This is a genomic window from Pseudoroseomonas sp. WGS1072 (genome assembly GCF_049340465.1).
In the GTDB taxonomy this organism is placed as follows: Bacteria; Pseudomonadota; Alphaproteobacteria; order Acetobacterales; family Acetobacteraceae; genus Pseudoroseomonas.
Genome location: NZ_JBMPSU010000001.1, coordinates 480,064 through 501,492 on the forward strand (window position 1 = coordinate 480,064; position 21,429 = coordinate 501,492).

Consider the following 21,429-nt stretch of genomic DNA (forward strand, 5'->3'; position numbering starts at 1 on the left):
CCCTGGGATCCTTAGCATTCCGGCGCGGGAGTCTCAAGAATGATCCATGCGGGCCTGCGAGCCTCACCGCCGGCCGGCGGCAAGGCCCGTCAGGGTCGGTGCTGCCCCGGCATGGCCTCCGCCACGCCCTCCTCGGGCGAGGGGCCGATGGGCTCCATCAGGGCCTCCGTCTCGCGCTTCAGTTGCAGGTAGGAGCGCATCGAGAAGGGCAGCATGGCGCAGTAGATCAGCCCCGCCGCCCCCAGGGCCGCCCAGGGCTCGCTGACCAGCAGCGCGGCATAGGCGCCGATCGAGAGCAGCAGCGGCAGGACGTATTCCCGCCGCACCTTGAAGTTCTTGAAGGACCAAGTCGGCCATGTGCTGACCAGCATCAGCGCCGTGCCGATCAGCATCAGCCCGACGAACAGCGGATGCCGCACCGCGTTGGCCATGCTGTCCCATCCCCAGCCGGCGAAAGCGAGGGAGGTGAAGACCGGGAACATGGCGAGCAGCGCGCCGGCCGGCGCCGGCACGCCGGTGAAGAAGCTCTGCGCATAGGCCGGCTTGGGCGCCGGCCCCGGCAGCGGCACGGGCGCCTCCAGCGCGGCGTTGAAGCGCGCCAGCCGCAGCGCCATGCAGACGGCGAACATGACGCAGGGCACGAAGCCGATGCCGCGATAGTCGTGCATGGTCCAGAGATACAGCACCATGCAGGGCGCGACGCCGAAGGAGAGGAAATCGGCCAGGCTGTCGAATTCGGCGCCGAAGCGGCTGGTCGCCTTGAGCAGCCGCGCCAGGCGGCCGTCCAGCCCGTCGATGGCGCCGGCCAGGATGATCAGCGCGGCCGCCTGTTCCCAGCGCTCGTCGAGCGCGAAGCGCATGGCCAGCAGCCCGGCGCACAGGCCGAGCAGGGTCAGGATGTTGGGGATCAGCCGGTTGAAGGACTGACCCTGAAGGCGCGGGCGCTGCCGCCGGGCGAAACGGAAGCGGCGGCGGCGCGACGCATCCATCAGAGGAGGCCACCCGCGGCGGCGGGGTCGGCCAGGCCCTCGGCGCGGCGCGGCGGCGCGGGGTCCAGCTCCGCGATCACCGTCTCGCCGCCGACCATCAGCTGGTGCTCCAGGACCAGCGGGCGGACGCCCTCGGGGAGGTAGAGGTCGGTGCGGCTGCCGAAGCGGATGATGCCGAAGCGCTCGCCGGCGCGCAGGCTGTCCCCCTCGCGCACGTCGCAGAGGATGCGGCGGGCGATCAGGCCGGCGATCTGCACCACGCCGATCTCCTGCCCGTTGCTCAGGCGGATGGCGAGCGCGTTGCGCTCATTGTCCTCGCTGGCCTTGTCCAGGCTCGCATTGACGAACTTGCCGGCACGGTAGGCGATCTTGGTCACCACGCCATCCGCCGGGCTGCGGTTCACATGCACGTCGAGCACGGAGAGGAAGATGGCGACGCGCCAGCGCGGCGCCGGGCCGAGGCCCAGCTCGGCGGGCGGCACGGCCTGGGCCACGCTGACCACCCGACCATCGGCCGGTGCCACGAAGACCGGCCGGTCCGGCACCACGCGTTCGGGATCGCGGAAGAAGTACAGGCAGAAGCCGGTGAAGGCGGCGCCGAGCCAGAACAGCCAGGAGCCCAGCAACAGGCCACCGACCACGGCCACCGCCGCGCCGCCGATGATGAAGGGACGGCCGGCCGGATGCGGCGGGGCCAGAACCAGACGAAGGCTTTCGATAAGCGCCATGATGCCCCGGTTATGGTCTGTCGCGGGGAGCCAAACAACTCCCGGCGGGACAACCCGCCGTCTGATCCTCGGTTGCGCGCCCCCTGGTTCGGCGCCCGGCCCGGCTCAGCGCGCCGGCAGGGCGAAGACCTGCCCCGGGTAGATCCGGGCCGGGTCGCGGATCTGCGACCGGTTGGCCGCGTAGATCACCGTGTATCGCGTGCCGCGCCCATAGCTGCGGCGGGCGATGCGCCAGAGGCTGTTGCCCGGCTGCACGACCACCTGCCCCGCCGCCGGCGGGCCGGCATGGCGGTCGCGCTGGAAGGGCAGCTCCAGCCGCGCCGCCACCTTGCCGCCGGCGCCGATCTGGTCCAGCCGCAGGGTGTGGCGGCCCGGCTCGGGGGTCGGCGCCGGCTGCATCTCCCAGCGCCCCTCCCGGTCCGCCCGCGCCTCGCCGGCATGGGCCTGATCGATATAGAGGCGGAGCAGGCTGCCGGGCGGGGCGCCGCCGGCGAAGCGCATCGCTCCCTCCTCGTCATATTCGATGACCTCCAGGCCGAGCCGGCCCGGCGTGCCGGCCAGGCTGCGCGCCGGAGCGGGCGTCGGGGCCTCGGGCGGCGGCAGCAGAACGGCCAGCGGCGCCTCGCCCCCGCGCTCCGGCACCACCACCACCACCGTCTCCCCGCCCAGCCGGCTGCTGCCATCGGCGCCGCGCGCCTGCACCGACAGCGCATGGGTCCCGGGCGCCAGCGGCACCTCGGGCAGGATCACCCAGGCGCCGCGCGAATCGGCGCGGGCCCGGCCCAGCTCGCGGTCATTCCCGGTGAGGCTGACCTCGTCCCCCGGCGCGGCCTGGCCGGCGATGACGGCATCGCCGCCGGCGCCGATGCGGGCGATGTCGAAGCGCGGCGCTCCCGCCACGGGCCGGTCGGGCGCGGTGGCCGGAGGCAAGGCGGCCGGGGCCGCCGCCGGCGGGGCGGCCGCGACGACCGGCCGCTCCGGGGCCCGCGGCGCCGTCCAGAGCCACCCGGCGAGCCCGGCCAGGGCCAGCAGCGCCGTCCCGCCCAGCAGGGCCGGAAGGCCGTTTCGCTTCGCTGTCATCATGATATCGCAATCTGGCCCGGATCGCCCTCTCGCCACAAGGACCAGAAGACGCTTGCCCGGCAGCGGCCACGGCATGTCCTATCGTGGCGGGACCGGAGGAGGAGGGGCCAGTGCCGGACGCCATGCAAGGCGGCGAGGCCGGGATCAAGGTCAAGGTCTGGGACATCTGGGTCCGGGCGCTGCACTGGGGCATGGTGGCGCTGATCGGCCTGTCCTGGTGGAGTGCCGAGACCGGGCGCATGGATCTGCACCTGACCAGCGGCTACATCATCCTGGCGCTGCTGCTGTTCCGCCTGGCCTGGGGCCTGCTCGGCTCCGACACGGCGCGCTTCGGCCGCTTCCTGCGCTCGCCGCTGGCCGCGCTCGGGCATCTGCGGCACCTTTTCCGCCGCGAGCCGGACACCGAGCTCGGCCACAATGCCGCCGGCGGCTGGATGGTGCTGCTGCTGCTGGCGGTGCTGCTGCTCCAGGCGGTCAGCGGCCTTTTCGCCGACGACCTCATCTTCACCCGCGGACCGCTGGCGGCGCGGGCGCCCGGCTGGCTCAGCGACTGGATGACCTTCATCCACCTCCGCAACTTCAACCTCATCCTGGCCCTGGCCGGGCTGCACATCCTTGCCGTGCTGCTCTACGCCCTGGCCAAGCGGCAGGACCTGGTGCGGCCGATGGTGACGGGCGTGAAGCGCCTGCCGGCGGGCTGGGCGGGCCAGCCGCCGCGCCTCGGCTCGCCGGTGCTGGCCGCCCTGCTGCTGGGCCTGGCGGCCGCACTGGTCTGGGCCCTCTCCACCTTGGGCTGACCCGCTTCTGGTGGAACCGGCGGCTCCGGCTCAGCGGGCGCGGTAGCTGCGGTGGCAGGCGCCGCAGGTGCCCCCGGTCTCGCGGAAGGCGGCGGCCACCGCCGCGGCGTCGCCGCTGCCCGCCGCCTCGCCGAGCTTGCGGGTGGCCAGCACCATGTTGGCGGCGGCCTTCTCGAAACCGGCGCGGTCGGACCAGACCTCCGGCCGGGCCCTGGTCTCGCCCTGATCGCTGCCGGGCGGGAAGAGCGCCGGAAAACCCTCGAAGAAGCGGGTCATGTCCTGCGCGCGCTCCGCCACCGGCGCCACCGCGCCACCGCCGTCGACGATCCCCTTGATCGCCTCCATATGGGCCGCCATGCGCTTCAGCCCCGCCTTGCGCTCGGCGATGGCATCGCCCGCACTGACAGCCCCCTGGGCCTGGGCTGCGCCGATCCAGGGGCCGGTCAGGGTGGGCAGGAGGGCGGCGGTGGTCAGCGGGCCGGCCGCGGCGAGCGCGCCGGCCAGGAGCAGCGGCTTCAGTCTCATCAGCTTCAACTCCGGCAGGAGAAGTGGCAGGGGGGATAGCAGGGGAACCATTGAGCCTCGCGCGCCGCAAAAATTGGAAGCCGAAAAGTGGCCGCCGGTTTTTCCGCACCGTTTTCTGCGCCGGACCCTCCACCCACCCTTGCCGAGCCCCCGGCGGGGCGGTATACGCCGCGCCCTGACCCGATGACGCCCGGCCGGAACGACGGAGCGTAGCTCAGCCTGGTAGAGCACTGTGTTCGGGACGCAGGGGCCGGAGGTTCGAATCCTCTCGCTCCGACCAAATGATCCGGCCGGGCGGAAGCCCCGCCTGCCCTTCCCCCAACGGGAAACGGCAGGCGGGGCTTCTCGGTTCTCCCCCCCTCGATGGTTCTCCCCTCCGGCTTCGTTTCGGATTGGCAGGAATCTTGCTCGGCGTTCCCTGCGGCCGGCGGCAGGGAAGCCACCGGCCGAGGGAAACACATCCATGAAATCACCCCTGGCCTGCGCCTCTGCCTTGTCCTTGAGCATTCTGTCGCTCAGCCTTCCGGCGGCAGCGCAGACCACCATCGACAGTGTCGGCCTGACCGTGACCGCCACGCCGGCCGTGAGTTCCGATTACCTGTTCCGCGGCATCTCGCAGACGCGCAACCGCCCCGCCATCTCGCTGACACTCGACGTCCAGCACGAGAGCGGCCTCTATGTCGGCGGCTTCCTCAGCAACGTCACCTTCCCCGGCAGCAACGCGCGGCAGGAGCTCGACCTGCTGGCCGGTTACCGCTTCGAGGTGGGCGGGCTGGCGCTCGACCTGGGCGGCGTCTTCTATACCTATCCCGGCTACGACAAGCCCGAAGGCGGATACGACTACAACTACTTCGAGGCCATGGCGAAGGCGAGCTACACGCTGGACCCGGTGAAGTTCCTGGGCACCGCCGCGTGGTCGCCCGATTTCTACTTCGAATCCGGATCGGCCGTCTATCTCGAGGCCGGCGCCGATGTCGGCCTGCCGCTCGACTTCACCCTGGCCGGCCGCTTCGGCTATCAGTGGATCGACCGCAACCCCCGCTACGGCGCGCCGGACTACGCCAACTGGTCGGTCGCGGTCTCGCGCGAGATCTATGCCGGCTTCATGCTGACGGTCGGCTACTACGACACCAACCTGTCCAAGACCGACTGCTTCGCCGGCGCGAAATACTGCGACGCGCGGGCGATGGTGACACTGAGCAGGGCCTTCTGACCGCCCGGCGGGTGGCCGCGGATCAGTCTTTCCGCGCCGCCCAGAACATCAGCCGCCGGATCGGGAAGACCCAGACGAAGCCGGCCAGCACGTAGAAGACCAGTTGCAGCGTCCAGTGCAGCCGCTGCACCCGGTCGCCCAGCCAGAGCACCAGGCCGAGGTAGAGCAGCAGGCCCGCGAGGCCGAGAAGGGTGGCGAGAAGGATGCGTGGCATCGCCCGTTCCTGGCAGCATGGCACGGCTTCGCCAAGCCTCCATCCGACGTGGCGTTTGCAGCGGCGGCCCGGCGCGCCTAGTGTCCGCCCCCCATCCCGGCCTTTTCCGGCCCGACCCGACCGAGAGACCCCGATGCCCGGCCAGCCCCCCGCCGCCACCGACGCCTTCGACCTGAAGGCGCATATCCGCGGCATCCCGGACTTCCCGAAGCCTGGAATCCTGTTCTACGACATCTCCACCCTGCTGCGGGACGGCCCGGCCTGGCGCGCCGCCATGTCGCAACTGGCCGAGGTCGTCCGGCCCTACCGCCCGACCCTGTTGGCCGGCATCGAGAGCCGCGGCTTCCTGACCGCGGCGCCGCTGGCACTGGAGCTCGGCCTCGGCTTCATCATGCTGCGCAAGCCGCGCAAGCTGCCGGGCGAGACCATCGGCTACGACTACGCGCTGGAATACGGCACCGACCGGATCGAGATGCAGGCCGATGCGGTGAAGCCGGGCGACCGCGTCGTGGTGCTGGACGATCTCCTGGCCACCGGCGGCACCATGGCGGCCGGCGTCGAGCTGCTGCGCCGGGCCGGCGCCGAGGTGCCGCTGGCCGCCGTGCTGATCGAGCTGGCGGGGCTGCGCGGCCGCGACCGGCTGGATGTCCCCGTCGCGGCCCTGGCCGCCTATGAAGACTCACCCGTGAGGGCGGCCGGCGGCCTCCCCCGCTGCGGCCGGCGCGCCCTGCTGGCCGCCGCCGGGCTGGGCGGCCTCGGCCGCCCCGCCGCCGGCCAGGCGCTGCCGCCCGCCCTGCTGCCCGACAGCACCACCCTGCTGCTGCCAGGCCCCGAGAACGGCGCCGCCGCGCAATGGGCCCGGAATGTCGCCGCCGGCCTGGCCCGCGCCCTGCCCCAGGCCATGGCGCTGCGCACCAGCATCCTGGGCGGTCCGGACGGCGTCACCGCCGCCAACCGCTTCGCCACGCTGGAGGGCGGCGACGGCCGCACCCTCCTGGTGCTGCCCGGCCTCGCCGCCCATGCCCGGCTGGTGGGCGAGAGCCGCGCCCAGTTCCAGCCGGCCAACTGGCTGCCGCTCTGCGCCTCCTGGCAGGGGGCCGTGCTGGCCGGGCGCGGCCTGCCCGCGCCCGCCTCGGCCCGACCGCTCCGCCTCGCCCTGCCGGGCCCCGAGGCGCCGGAGACCGCGGCGCTGATGGCGCTCGACCTGACCGGCCATGCCGCCACCCCGCTCTTCGGCCTGTCCGGCGCCGCGGCCGAGGCGGCGATCACCCGCGGCGAGGCGGATGCGATGGTGATCGCCGCGCCGCATCCGCGCCGCCGCGCCCTGGAGCTGGGCCTGACGCCCTGGGCGGAGCTGGAGACGCCCGAGCGCCGCGACAGCCCCGACCTGCCCTCCCTGCTGCCCCCGGCCTTGCCCGCCACGCCGCAGCAGCTCGCCGTGCAGGCCGGCTTCGCCGCGCTGCGCCTGCGCGCGGCGCTCGTGCTGCCGGGCCTGACCTCGGCGGATATCGTCGCGACCTGGCGCCGCGCGGCGCTGCGCTGGCAGGAGGAGGAAGGCCGGCAAAGCCTGGAATGGGCCGGGCCGGCGCTGGTGGGCGCCGAGCTCCGCGCCGCCATCGGCACGCTGCTGCCGCCGCCGGAAGCCGTCCTCGCCTATCGCGAATGGCTGCTGCGCCGGCTCAGCTGGCAGCCCGGCTGACGCCCGCCACCGCGCCGATGCCCGGCGGCGCCGAAGCCTCCGGCGCCGGCTCCGCCAGCGCATCCTCATGCTGGATCACGCGCCGGACCAGCCTGAGAGCCTGATAGCACTGGTCCCGCTCCGCGGCCTCGAGCGCGGCGCGCAGCAGCCCGGCGGGGCCGGCCGGAAAGCTGGCCCCGGCCTCGCTGATGAGCAGCCGCGCCAGGGAGAGGCCGGCGGCGCGCTCCTCCTCGCGGCCGACATAGGCGGTCTGCAGCGCGTAGTAGATCTGCCGCGCGGGCGTCACCGCCTCCTCCACCGGCATCACCTGTTTGCCGAAGAGGAAGCGGGCCTGGCCGCAGAGCTCCACCCGCGCGCGGTTGCGGAAGCGGAGCGGGGCGCCATTGACGAGCAGCAGGTCGCCCTGGCGCAGTTCCAGCACGAGCGTGGACATGAGCGGAGCCCTCAGAAGCGGGGTGGGCGCCCGGGGGCGCCGAGCGGGGGGCGCGCGCCGGGGATGGGCCCCTGGGCGGCGAGGGGGCCGGTCCGGCCCCGGCGGGCGAATTCACGTTGCGCGGGCACATCCGCCTCCATTCCGTCCCCAGCGGCAGGCTGGTCGTGACGAAACGGCAATCTGTCGCCCGCGGGTTACCGAAGGCTCAAGACGCGGGGCCTCGCAGCAGCAGCACCAGGCCCGGCACGGGCTGGTCCCGCTCCCGCCGCAGCGCCAGCCCGCGCTCCGCCACCGGCAGCAGCCCGGCGGCGGCGCAGCAGGCGCGCAGCGGGTCCGGGGCATGGCGGTAGCGCAGCCCCGGGCCCAGGGCGAAGGGCTCCGGCCCCTCCCCCAGCTCGACACTGAAGGCGAGCAGTCCGCCCGGCCGCAGCGCCTGCCGCATGGCCCGCAGCGCCGGCGCCAGGTCGCCCAGGTAGTTCAGCACGTCCGCGGCGGCGATGAGGTCGTGGCGGCCGCCCTGCCCGGGCAGGAAGTCGAGCAGGTCGGCCTCGTGCAGGGCGTCGTAGCAGCCCTGCCGGGCGGCCTCGGCCAGCATGCGGGGCGAGAGGTCGAGCCCTTCCAGCCGGGCGGCGAAGGGCGCCAGGGCCAGGCCGGACAGGCCGGTGCCGCAGCCGAGATCCAGCACCCGCAGCCGCCGCGCCGCCTCCACGCCCGAGTCGCGCAGCAGCTCCGCCAGCGCCTCCGGCGTGCGGTAGCCGAGGCGTTGCGTCAGCTCGGCGGCGAAGCGCGGCGCGTACTGGTCGAACAGGTCGCGCACATAGGCGGCCGGGGCGCGCGCCGGCGCCGCCGCCCCGCCCAGCGCCGCCAGCAGGAAGCCCGCCTGCCGCGCCAGGGCCTCGGGCAGGCCGGGCAGGGCCATCGCCGCCCGGGCGGCCTCCAGCGCCGCCGCCGGGTCGCCCGCCTCGCGCAGTCCGTGCGCCAGGGCGAGATGCGCCTCGCCCTGCCGCGGCGCCAGGACCACCGCGCGCCGCAGCGGCGCCAGGGCCTCGCCGGGCCGGCCCAGGGCGCAGAGCGCCTGGCCGAGATTGCGCAGGCTCACCGCATCGTCCGGCCGCCGCGCCAGGGCGGCGCGCAGGGCGTCCGCCGCCTCCTCCAGCCGCCCCGCCTCGGCCAGGGCGCCGCCCAGCGCGGCGAGGAAGACCGGCGCCTCCGGCCGCAGCGCCAACGCCCGGCGGATCAGCCGCAGCGCGCCGGGCAGGTCGCCGCGCTGGCGGTGCAGCACGCCGAGAAGGTTCAGCGCATTGGCCTCGCGCGGGTCGCGCGCCAGCACCTGGCGGTACAGCGCCTCGGCCCGCGCCAGGTCGCCGCCCGCGTGACGCGCCGAGGCCTCGCGCAGCAGCGCGACGGTGTCGGGCGGGGGCGTCAGAACAGCCCCTCGATGCGGCCCTGCGCATCCAGGCCGATGCCCTCGGCGGCCGGGCGGCGCGGCAGGCCGGGCATGGTCATGATCTCGCCGGCGATGGCGACGACGAAGCCCGCCCCGGCCGAGAGCCGCACCTCCCGCAGCGGCAGCACATGCCCCTCCGGCGCGCCGAGCTGCGTCGGATCGGCCGAGAAGGAGTACTGCGTCTTGGCGATGCAGACCGGCACATGGCCGAAGCCCTGCTCCTCGAAGCGCCGCAGCTTTGCCGCGACCGGCGGCGGGATGGCGACGCGCTCGGCGTGGTAGATCTCGCGCGCCACCGTCTCGATCTTGCCGGCGAGCGACATATGGTCGTTGTAGAGCGGCTCGAACCGCGCGCTTCCGGCGGCGATCAGCCCATGCACGGCGCGCGCCAGCGCCTCGGCCCCGGCGGCGCCGTCCGACCAGTGGGTGCAGAGGATCGCCTCGGTGCCGAGCCGCGCCATGGCCGCCTTCACCGCCGCGATCTCGGCCTCCGTGTCGGAGGTGAAGCGGTTCAGCGCCACCACCACCGGCAGGCCGAACTTCTGCATGTTCTGCACATGCCGCGCCAGGTTGGCGATGCCGCGATGGACGGCGGCCACGTCCTCCGCCCCCAGCGCCGCCTTGGCGACGCCGCCATGCATCTTCAGCGCCCGCACGGTGGCCACGACGACGCAGGCGGCCGGCGCCAGGCCGGCGGCGCGGCACTTGATGTCGAGGAACTTCTCGGCGCCCAGATCGGCGCCGAAGCCGGCCTCGGTCACCACCACATCGGCGAGCCTGAGCGCCAGCCGCGTCGCGATGACGCTGTTGCAGCCATGCGCGATATTGGCGAAGGGCCCGCCATGCACCAGCGCCGGGCTGCCGGCGAGCGTCTGCACCAGGTTGGGCGCCAGGGCGTCGCGCAGCAGGGCGGCCATCGCGCCGTCGGCCTTCAGGTCGCGGGCGGTGACGTTCCGCCCCTCCCGCGTCTGGCCGACGATGATGCGGCCGAGCCGGTCCTGCAGGTCCGCCAGATCGCGCGAGAGGCAGAACACCGCCATCACCTCCGAGGCCACGGTGATGTCGAAGCCGTCCTCGCGCGGGAAGCCGTTCGGCACGCCGCCGAGGCCGGCGGTGATGGCGCGCAGCGCGCGGTCGTTCATGTCGATGGCGCGGCGCCAGGCGATGCGGCGCGCATCGAGGCCGAGCTCGTTGCCCCAGTAGAGGTGGTTGTCCACCATCGCGGCCAGCAGGTTGTTGGCGGCGGTGATGGCGTGGAAGTCGCCGGTGAAGTGGAGGTTGATCTCCTCCATCGGCAGGACCTGGGCATGGCCGCCGCCGGTGGCGCCCCCCTTCACCCCGAAGCAGGGGCCGAGGGAGGGCTCGCGCAGCGCGATCATCGCCTTCGTGCCGAGGCTGTTCAGCGCATCGCCCAGGCCCACCGTCGTCGTCGTCTTGCCCTCGCCCGCCGGGGTCGGGCTGATGCCGGTGACGAGCACCAGGGCGCCCTCCGGCCGGCCATCCTGCGCGGCGACGAAATCCAGGCCGATCTTCGCCTTGTGCCGCCCGTAGGGCTCCAGCGCCGTCTCGGGAATCCCGGCCCGCGCGGCGATCTCCTGGATCGGGAGCAGGGTGGCCGCGCGCGCGATGTCGAGATCGGTGGTCATCAGGGCTCCTGCCGGGCTGAGGGGGCGCCTCCCGCTTATCCGCAGGTCGCAGCCGCCGGGCAAGACGCCTTTGCCAGGGCCAGGGCATGCCAGGGCCGGGCTGGCGGGTGCCCCCCCCTGGCGCGCCCGGGCGCGATCGTGTCATCGTACCTCCATAAGCAAGAACCGCCGAGGAACGACCCGATGCTCCGCCGCGACCTCACCGGCCTCCTGGCCGCGACGCCCCTGCTGTCCCTGCCCGCCCTGTCCGCCGCCCGGGCGCAGGCCGCCTGGCCGAACCGCCCGCTGACCATCCTGGTGCCCTTCGTCGCCGGCGGGCCGAGCGACATCGTGGCCCGCGCCATCGCCAACCGCATGAGCCAGACCATCGGCCAGCCGGTGGTGGTGGAGAACCGGGCCGGGGCGAATGGCGAGATCGCCGGCCGGCTGCTGGCCCGCGCCGAGCCGGACGGCCACACCCTGCTCTGCGGCTCGATCGGTGTCTTCGCCATCAACGCCGCGCTGCGGCCGGATCTGGGCTATGACCCGGTGAAGGAGTTCGCGCCGGTGACGCTGGCCGTCACCACGCCCAACGTGCTGGTGGTCAATCCGGAGAAGGTGCCGGCGAAGACCGTCGCCGAGCTGGTCGCCTGGCTCAAGACGCAGCGCGCCTCCTACTCGACGAGCGGCGTCGGCTCCTCCGACCAGATGACCACCGAGCTGTTCAAGCAGCGCATGGGCGTCGATGTCGCGCATGTGCCCTATCGCGGCGGCGCGGCGGCGGCGACCGACCTGATCGCGGGCAATGTGCAGATGTCCTTCCAGAACCTCGGCACGGTGGCCGGCCATATCCAGGGCGGCCGGCTGCGCGCCCTGATGGTGACGGATGCGCGGCGCCACCCGATCCTGCCGGATGTGCCGAGCTCGGCCGAAGCCGGGCTGCAGGACTTCGTCGTCACCTCCTGGCAGGCGGTGATGGCGCCGGCCGGCCTGCCCGCGCCCGTGCAGGAGAGGCTGCACGCCGCCATGGCAGAGGCCCTGAACCACCCGGAGGTGAAGCCGCGCCTGGAGCAGATCGGCTTCTCCGTCGTCGGCAGCACGCCGGCCGAGTTCCGCCGCTTCCAGGAGGCCGAGATCGCGCGCTGGCGCGAGGTCATCCAGACCGCCGGCATCAAGCCCGAATAGCACCCCGGATGCGTCTTCCGCGCCGGAATCGCGCCGCCCTGATTCAGATCAAGGCGGCGCCCGGCGGCCGGGCCTAAGCCTCCCGTCGCGCGGCGCTCTCGCCGCCCGATGGGATGAAGGTTACGGACGTGACGAAGAGGATGGGGGCGGCCCTGGCCGCGGTGGTCATGGGCTCGGCGCTGCTGGCGGGGCCCGCGCTGGCGCAGGACGCGGTGCGCGGCAAGCGGGCCGGCGACATGGTGCTGGGCTTCGGCGTGATCGGCGTGCTGCCGGAGAAGGGCGGCCGTGTGGATGCCATCGGCGGCAAGCCGCAGGCGTCCGACACCGCGACCCCGCAGCTCGACTTCACCTACTTCGCCACGCCCCACCTCTCCCTCAACCTGATCGCGGCGACGACGCGGCATGACGTCGAGGTGCGTGGCTCGGCGATCGGCGATGTCGATCTCGGCCGCGTCTGGGCCCTGCCGCCGACGCTCACCCTGCAGTTCCACCCGCTGCCGCAATCCCGCCTGAGCCCCTATGTCGGCGCCGGCATCAACTACACCGTCTTCTACGGCGAGGGCGGCGGCCGCACGCCGCCGGTGAGCAAGGTGGATGTGAAGAACGCCTGGGGCTGGGCGCTGAATGCCGGCGTGGATTACGAGATCACGCCGAACTGGGGCGTGAACCTCGACGTCAAGAAGCTGTTCCTCCGCCCGGACGTGGCGGTGAACAGCGGCGCCATCAGCGCCCGCGCCGATCTCGATCCCTGGATCGTCGGCGCCTCGGTCCGCTACCGCTTCTGAAGGCGGGACCCGGAGGCAGGCCTCAGGGGCGGGAGTCGAGCAGGGCAAAGCGCGCGACCTGCCACGCGCCCGCCCGCCGGTCCAGATCCAGGCTGAGGCCGCCCCGCCCGTTCGCCGGCCCGATCTCCAGCCGCACGCTCGACCAGCCGGTGGCGGCGATGCTGTGGATCCGCTCCAGGGCCGGCAGGGCGGGATCGCGCAGCCAGCCGGGGCCGGACTGCCGCGCCACGACCAGGCGCCGCATCGCCTCCGGATCGCTCCAGCCGCTGCGCAGATCCTGCGCCAGCATGTCCAGGTAGCGGCCGGCGCCGCCGGGGCGGCTGGCGGCGATGGCGGGCATCGGCCTGGCCGCGAACTGGCCGGGGCTCGCCTGCAGCGTCTCCAGCAGGGTGCCGACATCGGGCCGCAACCAGAGCTGCGCGATGGCCAGCGCCGGCTCCAGGCGCGGCGCGGCCAGCACGCCCAGCCCCATGGCGCCGAGCAACAGCATCAGCCAGCAGCCCAGCCTGAGGCCGGGATGCGCCGCCGGCGGCGGGCCCGTCACGCTCATCCGCCGGGCCAGCGCCTCGTCGGCCTCCAGCACATCGGCGTCGGAGGGCCCGAGCAGGTCGAGGATCGCGGCGTCGCTGAGCCGCGGCGCCGCAAGGGTGGCCCGACCCACGTCATAGGCCTGCCAGACCTCGTCCCAGCTATCGCCCTCGGCCATCAGGCACCGCCGCCCTGCAGGGGCCGGCTGTGGAACCGTCTCATGTGGAGCACCTTCTCCGCCGCGAATTCTCCTTTTCGAGACTATCGGACGGCAGGTTGCCGGAGGGTTAAGCGCCGGGGGTGTCAGGCGTAGCGGGCGAGCCTGCGCTCCAGCTGCGTCAGGGCATCGGCCATCGCCATCGTCATCGCCTGGGCCAGCGCCTCGGGCGGCAGCGGCCGCCCGGCCGGCAGCGGCGCCCGGCCCCGCGCCGAGATCTGCGCCAGCAGCCGGGGCGCATTGCCCCCGTCCTGGCTGAGCACGCCGGAGATGCCCGCCCGCGCCTCGCCGGCGCCCAGATCGGCGATCAGCGTGGTCAGCTCGCTCTCCAGAATCAGATCCGCCCGCACCCGGCTGCCCGGCGCCAGCACGGCGGCGAACAGGCCCGAGCGCGCCAGCCAGCGGCGCGTCGCCTCCTCCGCCAGCTCCACCGGCGGCGCGCTCCATTCGGCGTAGAAATCCACCGCTTCCGTGCCGTCCTCCCGCCGGCTCCGCAGGCCGCGCACGTCCTGCCCGGGTGCCGCGCGCATCAGCCGCACCAGCAGGACCCGGCGGCGGCGCGGCGCGGCGGGGCCTCCCGGGCGGACCGGGTCCAGCGGGAAGCGCAGGGTCTCGACATAGGGCCGGTCCGGCAGCACCGAGCAGGCGGCCAGGGCCGGCAGGGCCAGCAGGAGCAGGTGGCGGCGGTTCATGCGGGGCTTCCCCTCGTTCGTCTGGCGCTGGAGACGTGTCAGCGGCTGGGCGGTGGCGGCGGGGCGCCGAAGAGCGCGGCGCCGGGGGCGCGGCGCAGGGTCTCGGTCGTGTCGCGCAGATTGCTCACCACCGCCCGGAGATCGCGCAGCAGCGGCCCGAGATCGGCGTTCGCGTCCTGCGTCGTGTTGCGGGCGGAGCGCGCCGTCTGCTCCAGTGCCGTGATCACCGTCGGCAGCCGGCTCATCGAGCGGCGCAGCTCATCGGCCGCCGCGGCGGCGTTGTTCAGCGCCGCCTTGGTCTCCGGGCCGCCGGCCAAGGCGCGAAGGTCGCCGGCGGCGCCGCGCAGCTCGGCCACCAGACCGGGAAGATCGGTTGCGTTCAGCATGACGCGCAGGCTGCTCACGGTGTCGGCCGTCTCGTGCAGGATGCGCGCCAGGTCGCCATCGCTGATCTGCGTGCGGGCGCTGCTGACGATGGCGCTGACATCGGTCAGCAGCTGCTCCAACGGCGCCTGCTGGATGCGGCTCAGCACCGTCTCGGCCAGGTTCTGCACCTGCGCCACGGTGGAGGGCATGGCGGGGATCACCGGAAAGGAGGGCCGCCAGGGCAGCGGCCGGTCGGGAAAGCGCTCGGGATTGACGAAGTCGAGCTCGATATAGTTGACGCCGGTGATGCCCTGGCTCGAGAGGCGCGCGCGCAATCCGTTCCGCACCGCCTGCAGCGCATCCTCGACGTTGTCCAGGGTCGCCCGCTTCGGGTCCAGCGCCATCCGCACCAGGACCTGCTGGAAGGCCTCCATCGCCTCGTTGCGGCTGGTCGGCGGATACTCGGCGTTCACCAGGCCGATCTCGCTCACCTGGCCGATCTGCACGCCGCGGTAGCGCACGGGCGCGCCGACCTCGAGGCCGGTGACGCTTTCCTGGATATAGGTCTCGAACACCAGGTTCTGCCGCCCGAAACCGCCGCCGGTCAGGAAGAGCACGAAGCCCAGGCCCAGCACCAGGCCGGCGAGGATCAGCGCGCCGACGCGGACATAGAGGCTGCGGGATGTCGCCATGGCTCAGGCCGCCTCCCGGCGGAAGAAGGCGCGCACGGTGGGATGCGTCGCGTGGTCGCGCAGCTCGCGCGGGTCGCCCTCGGCGATCATGCCCTTGGCCTGCTTGTCCAGCATGATGCAGCGATCTCCGATGGCCAGAATGCTCTGCAACTCGTGCGTCACCACGACGAAGGTGGTGCCGAGGTCGCGTGCCAGGTCGCGGATCAGCTGGTCGAGCCCGGCGGAGGTGATGGGGTCGAGCCCGGCGGAGGGCTCGTCGAGGAAGAGCAGCGGCGGGTCGAGCGCCATGGCGCGGGCGATGCCGGCGCGCTTCGCCATGCCGCCGGAGATCTCGGCCGGCAGGCGGTCGGCGGCATCCGACAGGCCGACGAGGCCGAGCTTGACCCGCGCCACCTGCTCGCGCGCCGCCGGCGGCAGGCGGGTGTGCTCCTCCAGCGGCAGCATGACGTTCTCCAGCAGGGTCATCGAGCCGAAGAGCGCGCCCGATTGCCACATCACCCCGAGCCGGGACAGCAGCGCCCGCCGCGCCCGGCCGTCGGCCGCCCCGAGATCCTCGCCCAGGATGCGGATCTCGCCCGCGGTCGGCGGATAGAGGCCGATCAGCAGCTTCAGCAAGGTGGACTTGCCGCAGCCGGAGCCGCCCAGGATGACGAAGACCTCGCCCCGCCCGACCTGGAAGGTCACGTCCCGGAACAGGGTGTTGCTGCCGAAGGCCATGGCGACGCCCCGCGCCTCGACCACGGGGTCGCGCACCTCGACGCGGTGGATGTCGGAGGCGGAGCCGTCCATCACCAGCCCAGCCGGAAGAAGAGCACGGCGCAGAGCCCGTCCAGCACGACGGTGGCGACGATGCCGCCGACCACGGCCGCTGTGGCGGCATCGCCCACCGCGCGCGGCCCCCGCCCGGCCGAGAGCCCGGCGCGACAGCCGATCATGGCGATGGCCAGGCCGAAGAGCACCGACTTGCCGAGCCCGCCGATGAGGCTGCCGAGCGTCAGCCACTGCTCCAGCTGGTTCAGCACCAGCGCCGTCGGGAAGCCGAGGGCGATCATCACCGCGGTCATGCCGGCGAGGCCCGAGAGGTTCATCACCAGGGTCAGCACCGGCATCACCAGCATGGCGGCCAGCAGGCGAGGCAGCACCAGCATGGCCATGGGATCGACGCCCATGATGCGCAGCGCGTCGATCTCCTCGTTCACCGTCATGGTGCCAAGCTCGGCCGCATAGGCCGAGCCGGTGCGGCCGGAGAGGATGACGGCGGCGATCAGCGGCCCCAGCTCGCGGACCAGGGAGATGCCGACTAGGGGCGGGATGAAGATCTCGGCGCCGAACTGGCGCATGGGGATGGAGGACTGGAAGGCCAGGATGACGCCGATCAGCGTGCCGAGCAGCACGGTGAGCGGGAAGGCGCGCAGCCCCGCCTCGTCCAGATGGCGCAACAGATCGGCCGGGCGCATGCGGCGCGGATGCGGCAGGGCGGCGAACGCCATCACCACCGTCTCGCCCAGGAAGCCGGTGGATTCCCAGAAGCGGTGCCACAGGCCGACGCCCCAGGCGCCGGTGGCGGCGACGAAGGGCAGGCCGCCGGGCGCCGCGGCCGGGCGGGGCGCCGCCAGGGCGGCCCGCGCACGCTCCAGCACCGCGCCCACCGATTCGCTCGCCCCCTCGATCGGCACGGGGTCGGCCTTCGAGGCGGCGGAGGCGCCAGCCAGGACCAGGGTGGCGCCGGTGGTGTCCAGCGCGGTGACCGCCGAGAGGTCGAGCCGGCGGGCGCCGGGCGCGGCGCGCAGCACCTCCCGCCAGAGCGGGCCGACACGCTGCGTCGTCAGCGGACCGCGCAGCCGCAGCGTCTCGTCCTGACGGTCGAAGCCCGCCTGTTCCGCCTGTGCTGTCATCAAGCGTAGCAGATACGCTGCATGGCAGGGATGGTTAAGGCTTGAATCGGACGTCCTCCGGTTGCAGAGCGGCCCACGCGGCAATGTGACCGCTTTCCCAGGCCCCCGCCACCGTGGCGGCGAGACGCGGGTGGCAGGCCTCCCCGGCGAAGCGCAGCCGCCCGCCGCCCAGGGGCCGGGCCAGGGCTGCGCGGGCGGCGGCACGGCCGGGGCGGGCATGGGAATAGGCGCCGCGCGCCCAGGGGTCGCGCCCCCAGTCGCTGGCCAGCGGCCGGTCGAAGCGCAGCGCGGCGGCGGCGCGCCCGCCATAGGCCCGGCGCAACTCCGCCCGGGCATGGTCGGCGAGGCCGGCGGCGCCCTCCCGCGCCAGCGCCCAGGCCGCCTCGCCACCCAGGAAGCCCATCAGGTGGTCGCGTCCGAACGGCCAGGCGATGAAGGTCATGGCCGCCTCGTCCTCCGCCTCCACGCGCCGCTCCAGCCCGGCGAAGGGGGCGAGGTCCAGCCGGTCCTCCCCGGCCGCGCGCAGGCCGATCTTGCTCAGCAGGCCGAGCGGCAGGTCATGGATGGCCTCCTCCGTCTCCGCCGGCAGCGGCGGGTCGAACCGGATGGCGCCGGCGGCCAGCACGGCGGTCGGCGCGGTGACGATGGCGGCCCGCGCCGCGATGCGGCCGAACGGCCCCTCCGCCACCACGCCGGGGCCGGACCAGGAGAGCCGCTCGACCGGCGCGCCGTAGGTGACGGGCAGCTCCGCCGCGAGCCCCGCCAGGAGCCCACCGATGCCGTCCCGCAGCAGCAGGTTCGGCCCTGCGAGCTGGGTGTCGAGAAAGTCGCGCAGGTCCATGGCGGCGAGCGGCGCGGCGCAGATCACCGGCCCTTCCCAATGCGCCACCGTGGCGTCCCAGAACCCGCCGCGCGGCGCGTGGTCGGCCACCGCGGCATCGGGCGCCGCCGTGGCGCGGGCGGCGCGGAGGCGGTCGTGAAAGGCGGCATAGGCGGCGTCGTATTCCGCCATCTCGGCCGCGCCGGCGGGCCGCCCGCCGATCAGGCAGCGGTGGCTGCGCACCGCGTCATGGTCGAAGGCGTCGCGCGCCAGCGGGGTCAGGGGGTTGTCGCCGGCCTGGTGCAGCCAGGTGGCGCCGAGGTCGAAGGGCGCCCCGAGGGTCGCGCTCTCGGTCCAGGCGCGGCCTCCCGGGCGGCCCCGCGCCTCCAGCACCCGCACCGCGCGCCCGGCCGCGCGCGCCGCGCGGGCGGCGGCGATGCCCGCCGCCCCGGCGCCGATCACCAGAAGGTCGGGGTCACTCACGCCGACGCCTCTGCGCCTCAGCCGCCGCGCTGCCGGGACAGCGCCTCCTGCCCGCGGCCCAGCGCGATGGCATCGGCCATCGCATTCGGCACCACCCGCTTGCCGACCGGGAAGATGGCGGCGGCGGCGAGCTTCAGGTGCGCCCAGGCGAAGGGCAGACCGATGATGGTCACCGCCGAGGCGGCGGCCAGGGTCAGGTGCGAGATGCAGAGCCAGATGCCGGCCAGCAGGAACCAGATCAGGTTGGCCAGCAGGCCGAGCGGGCCGGTGCCGAGGGATTCGAGGCCCGTCAGGTCCTTGCGCGAGACGATCTGCCGGCCGAAGGGCAGGAAGCTGTAATGCGCCAGGGTCAGGCAGGCGCGCGCCCAGGGCAGGCCGATGATGGTGACGGCCATCACCGCCGCCGCGAGCAGCCAGAGCAGCGCCGGGATGAAACCGAGCCCGGGCACGTTCCACAGGATGTTCAGCAGCAGCGCCACGGTGATGCTCCTCTTCTCCCGCCCGCAATGCCGCGACCCGGCGGCGGGTTGCCGGGCTTCAGCGCGGCCTTTCGGACCGCTCTGCCTATATGGCCCTGGATATGGCCCCCCGCCATCCGGGATGACAGGCCCGCCCGTCCGGCGCAGACTGCGCCGCCGCCGCAGCAGAGAGGACGCAGCATGGACAAGCCGATGGACCGCAGCGGGCTTCGGCCGCATTCCTCGCACTGGGGGGTGTTCCGCGCCGGCTGGCAGGATGGCACGCTCGTCGTCGAGCCGCATCCGGGCGATCCCGACCCCTCGCCGATCCTGCAGAACTTCCCGAAGGCGCTCCGCCACCGCGCCCGCATCGCGCGACCGATGATCCGGCGCGGCTGGCTGGAGAACGGTCCCGGCCCCAGCGACCGACGCGGGCGGGACGAGTTCGTCGCCGTCTCCTGGGACAGGGCGCTGGACCTGCTGGCCGGCGAGCTGGCCCGGCTGCGCGACACGCGCGGCCCGCAGGCGATCTTCGGCGGCTCCTACGGCTGGTCCTCGGCCGGGCGCTTCCACCACGCGCAGAGCCAGATCCACCGCTTCCTCAACATCGCGCTCGGCGGCTATGTGCGCTCGGTCAACAGCTACAGCGCCGGCGCCGCCAACGTCATCATCCCGCATGTCCTCGGCCCCTTCGAGCCGGTGACGCGGCACAGCATCACCTGGGAGCAGGTGATGGAACACACCCAGATGGTGCTGGCCTTCGGCGGCATGGCGGTGAAGAACAGCGCGGTCGCGGGTGGCGGCGTCAGCCAGCACATCGAGCGCGGCGCGATGGGGACCGCGGCGGCGCGCGGCTGCCGCTTCGTGCTGATCAGCCCGCTGCGCGACGACCTGCCGGAGGAGGCGGGCGCCGAGTGGCAGACCATCACCCCCGGCACCGACACCGCCATGATGCTCGGCATGGCGCATACCCTGGCCAGCGAGGGGCTGCACGACCGCGCCTTCCTCGACACCTACTGCACCGGCTGGCCGGAGTTCGAGAAGTACCTGATGGGCCGGACCGACGGCGTGCCGAAGACCGCCGCCTGGGCCAGCGCCATCTGCGGCGTGCCGGAGGCGCGCATCGCGGGCCTCGCGCGGGAGGCCGCCGGCAAGCGCGTGCTGATCACCATGGCGCATGCGCTGCAGCGCGCCGAGCATGGCGAGCAGCCGGTCTGGATGGGCGCCGTGCTGGCGGCGATGCTGGGGCAGATCGGCCTGCCCGGCGGCGGCTTCAACTACGCCCTGGGCTCGATCGCGCATTACGGCAAGCGCATGGTGGCGGTGCCGGTCGCCGGCCTGCCGCAGGGCCGCAACAAGGTCACGGAATTCATCCCCGTGGCGCGCATCAGCGACATGCTGCTGAACCCCGGCGCGCCCTTCGACTACAACGGCCAGAGGCTGACCTATCCCGAGATCAGCCTGGTCTACTGGGCCGGCGGCAACCCCTTCCACCACCACCAGGACATCAACCGCCTGCGCCGCGCCTTCGCCCGCGTCGACACGCTGGTGGTGCACGAGACCGCCTGGACCGCCACGGCGCGGCATGCCGACATCGTCCTGCCCTGCACCATGACGCTGGAGCGGGAGGATATCGCCGGCTCGACCACCGATCCGCTGCTGGTCGCCATGCACCAGCTGGCCGAGCCCTATGGCGAGGCGCGCGACGACTACGCGATCTTCGCGGGCCTCGCGGCGCGGCTCGGCAAGGAGGCCGAGTTCACCGAGGGCCGCACGCCGCGCGAATGGCTCGCGCATCTCTACGACCGCACCCGGACGGCGCTGGCCGAGCGCGGCCTGCCCGCGCCGGATTTCGAGACCTTCTGGGAGATGGGCGAGCTGGAGCTGCCGCGCGAGGAGGATACCGGCGGCATCCTCGGCGCCTTCCGCCGCGATCCGGCCGCCAACCCGCTGCCGACCCCGAGCGGCAAGGTGGAGATCTTCTCCGGGACCATCGCCGGCTTCGGCTACGAGGACTGCCCCGGCCATCCGGCCTGGCTCGCGCCGGTGGACGTGCCGGATGCCGCGAACCCGCTCTGGATCGTCGCCAACCAGCCGGCGACGCGGCTGCACAGCCAGCTCGACTTCGGCGGCACCAGCGCCGACAGCAAGCGGCGCGGGCGCGAGGTGATGCGCATCCATCCCGCGGATGCCGCCGCGCGCGACATCGCCGAGGGCGATATCGTCCGGCTGTTCAACGGGCGCGGCGCCTGCCTCGCCGCCGCCGCGCTGAGCGAGGCGGTGATGCCCGGGGTGGTGCAGCTCGCGACCGGCGCCTGGTACGACCCGGCGGACCCGGAGGAGGAGATGCCGCTCTGCGTGCACGGCAACCCGAACGTGCTGACGCGCGATGCCGGTACCTCCCGGCTGGCGCAGGGCTGCACCGGCCAGCTCACCGTGCTGCAGGTGGAGAAGTTCACCGGCAACCTGCCGCCGGTGCGCGCCTGGGAGCCGCCGGAGGCGGCATTGGCCACCGCCGCCGAATGAGCCCGGCGGACGGCACGCCGCGCCGCCGG

20 protein-coding genes, 1 tRNA gene and 1 pseudogene are annotated in these 21,429 nt (G+C 73.8%); 7 read left to right on the plus strand and 15 right to left on the minus strand.

All coding sequences use genetic code 11. The annotated features are described in order from the left end of the window. Positions 1-89 precede the first annotated feature (89 nt). From ACF3NH_RS02325 to ACF3NH_RS02335, 3 genes are all read right to left on the minus strand, one after another. Positions 90-989: a CDP-alcohol phosphatidyltransferase family protein gene (locus tag ACF3NH_RS02325; RefSeq protein WP_198365977.1), complete on the minus strand. Its 900-nt coding sequence runs from the start codon at positions 987-989 to the stop codon at positions 90-92. Next, a complete protein-coding gene (locus tag ACF3NH_RS02330; RefSeq protein WP_198365976.1) occupies positions 989-1,717 on the minus strand; it encodes a phosphatidylserine decarboxylase in 729 nt (242 codons plus the stop codon). Before ACF3NH_RS02330 ends, ACF3NH_RS02325 begins: the two co-directional genes overlap by 1 nt. 105 nt (positions 1,718-1,822) lie before the next feature. Further along, complete coding sequence (locus tag ACF3NH_RS02335; RefSeq protein ID WP_422921727.1) at positions 1,823-2,800, minus strand: LysM peptidoglycan-binding domain-containing protein; 978 nt, start codon at positions 2,798-2,800, stop codon at positions 1,823-1,825. Between the two features lie 83 nt (positions 2,801-2,883). Here ACF3NH_RS02335 and ACF3NH_RS02340 point away from each other — a divergent pair, with 83 nt between their 5' ends. Continuing rightward, on the plus strand, positions 2,884-3,597 hold the full coding sequence (locus tag ACF3NH_RS02340; protein ID WP_422921728.1) for a cytochrome b/b6 domain-containing protein: 714 nt from the start codon (positions 2,884-2,886) through the stop codon (positions 3,595-3,597). Between the two features lie 30 nt (positions 3,598-3,627). On the opposite strand, the gene ACF3NH_RS02345 is transcribed toward ACF3NH_RS02340, so the two are convergent. After that, positions 3,628-4,122 (minus strand): c-type cytochrome, encoded by a 495-nt coding sequence (locus ACF3NH_RS02345; RefSeq protein WP_422921729.1) that lies wholly within the window; start codon positions 4,120-4,122, stop codon positions 3,628-3,630. A 203-nt stretch (positions 4,123-4,325) separates the two neighbouring features. On the opposite strand from ACF3NH_RS02345, the gene ACF3NH_RS02350 reads away from it, so the two are divergent. Both ACF3NH_RS02350 and ACF3NH_RS02355 read left to right on the plus strand, forming a co-directional pair. Beyond that, positions 4,326-4,402 (plus strand) — tRNA-Pro (locus tag ACF3NH_RS02350). A 183-nt stretch (positions 4,403-4,585) separates the two neighbouring features. Continuing rightward, positions 4,586-5,335 (plus strand): TorF family putative porin, encoded by a 750-nt coding sequence (locus ACF3NH_RS02355; RefSeq protein ID WP_422921730.1) that lies wholly within the window; start codon positions 4,586-4,588, stop codon positions 5,333-5,335. Positions 5,336-5,357: 22 nt separating this feature from the next. Here ACF3NH_RS02355 and ACF3NH_RS02360 read toward each other — a convergent pair whose 3' ends face one another. Beyond that, entirely contained in the window at positions 5,358-5,549 is a 192-nt protein-coding gene (locus ACF3NH_RS02360; protein WP_198365972.1) for a DUF2842 domain-containing protein, read from the minus strand. Positions 5,550-5,682: 133 nt separating this feature from the next. On the opposite strand from ACF3NH_RS02360, the pseudogene ACF3NH_RS02365 reads away from it, so the two are divergent. Next, positions 5,683-6,225, plus strand: a pseudogene (locus ACF3NH_RS02365) (adenine phosphoribosyltransferase); the annotation flags it as partial. Positions 6,226-7,228: 1,003 nt separating this feature from the next. Here ACF3NH_RS02365 and ACF3NH_RS02370 read toward each other — a convergent pair. From ACF3NH_RS02370 to ACF3NH_RS02380, 3 genes are all read right to left on the minus strand, one after another. Continuing rightward, on the minus strand, positions 7,229-7,681 hold the full coding sequence (locus ACF3NH_RS02370) for a flagellar biosynthesis repressor FlbT (protein WP_198365969.1): 453 nt from the start codon (positions 7,679-7,681) through the stop codon (positions 7,229-7,231). A 205-nt stretch (positions 7,682-7,886) separates the two neighbouring features. Next, entirely contained in the window at positions 7,887-9,107 is a 1,221-nt protein-coding gene (locus tag ACF3NH_RS02375) for a tetratricopeptide repeat protein (RefSeq protein ID WP_422924707.1), read from the minus strand. Beyond that, complete coding sequence (locus tag ACF3NH_RS02380) at positions 9,104-10,774, minus strand: formate--tetrahydrofolate ligase (protein WP_422921731.1); 1,671 nt, start codon at positions 10,772-10,774, stop codon at positions 9,104-9,106. The genes ACF3NH_RS02375 and ACF3NH_RS02380 overlap by 4 nt, the downstream gene beginning before the upstream one ends. 183 nt (positions 10,775-10,957) lie before the next feature. Between ACF3NH_RS02380 and ACF3NH_RS02385 the strand changes: the two genes are divergently transcribed. Continuing rightward, on the plus strand, positions 10,958-11,938 hold the full coding sequence (locus tag ACF3NH_RS02385) for a Bug family tripartite tricarboxylate transporter substrate binding protein (protein WP_422921732.1): 981 nt from the start codon (positions 10,958-10,960) through the stop codon (positions 11,936-11,938). Between the two features lie 128 nt (positions 11,939-12,066). Beyond that, the gene (locus ACF3NH_RS02390) at positions 12,067-12,723 is read left to right on the plus strand and encodes an OmpW/AlkL family protein (protein WP_370591965.1); all 657 of its coding nucleotides are present in this window, start codon (positions 12,067-12,069) and stop codon (positions 12,721-12,723) included. A gap of 22 nt (positions 12,724-12,745) precedes the next feature. Here ACF3NH_RS02390 and ACF3NH_RS02395 read toward each other — a convergent pair whose 3' ends face one another. From ACF3NH_RS02395 to ACF3NH_RS02425, 7 genes are all read right to left on the minus strand, one after another. Continuing rightward, on the minus strand, positions 12,746-13,429 hold the full coding sequence (locus tag ACF3NH_RS02395) for a hypothetical protein (RefSeq protein WP_422921733.1): 684 nt from the start codon (positions 13,427-13,429) through the stop codon (positions 12,746-12,748). Between the two features lie 125 nt (positions 13,430-13,554). Next, a complete protein-coding gene (locus ACF3NH_RS02400) occupies positions 13,555-14,160 on the minus strand; it encodes an ABC-type transport auxiliary lipoprotein family protein (protein WP_198365964.1) in 606 nt (201 codons plus the stop codon). Positions 14,161-14,198: 38 nt separating this feature from the next. Then, entirely contained in the window at positions 14,199-15,218 is a 1,020-nt protein-coding gene (locus ACF3NH_RS02405) for an MlaD family protein (protein ID WP_198365963.1), read from the minus strand. Positions 15,219-15,221: 3 nt separating this feature from the next. Further along, entirely contained in the window at positions 15,222-16,007 is a 786-nt protein-coding gene (locus ACF3NH_RS02410) for an ABC transporter ATP-binding protein (protein WP_198365962.1), read from the minus strand. After that, on the minus strand, positions 16,007-17,113 hold the full coding sequence (locus ACF3NH_RS02415; RefSeq protein ID WP_422921734.1) for an ABC transporter permease: 1,107 nt from the start codon (positions 17,111-17,113) through the stop codon (positions 16,007-16,009). Before ACF3NH_RS02415 ends, ACF3NH_RS02410 begins: the two co-directional genes overlap by 1 nt. 34 nt (positions 17,114-17,147) lie before the next feature. Continuing rightward, positions 17,148-18,416: a flavin monoamine oxidase family protein gene (locus ACF3NH_RS02420; RefSeq protein WP_422921735.1), complete on the minus strand. Its 1,269-nt coding sequence runs from the start codon at positions 18,414-18,416 to the stop codon at positions 17,148-17,150. A 17-nt stretch (positions 18,417-18,433) separates the two neighbouring features. Further along, the gene (locus ACF3NH_RS02425; RefSeq protein ID WP_198365959.1) at positions 18,434-18,895 is read right to left on the minus strand and encodes a YccF domain-containing protein; all 462 of its coding nucleotides are present in this window, start codon (positions 18,893-18,895) and stop codon (positions 18,434-18,436) included. Between the two features lie 180 nt (positions 18,896-19,075). On the opposite strand from ACF3NH_RS02425, the gene ACF3NH_RS02430 reads away from it, so the two are divergent. Beyond that, a complete protein-coding gene (locus tag ACF3NH_RS02430) occupies positions 19,076-21,400 on the plus strand; it encodes a molybdopterin guanine dinucleotide-containing S/N-oxide reductase (RefSeq protein ID WP_422921736.1) in 2,325 nt (774 codons plus the stop codon). Positions 21,401-21,429 lie beyond the last annotated feature (29 nt).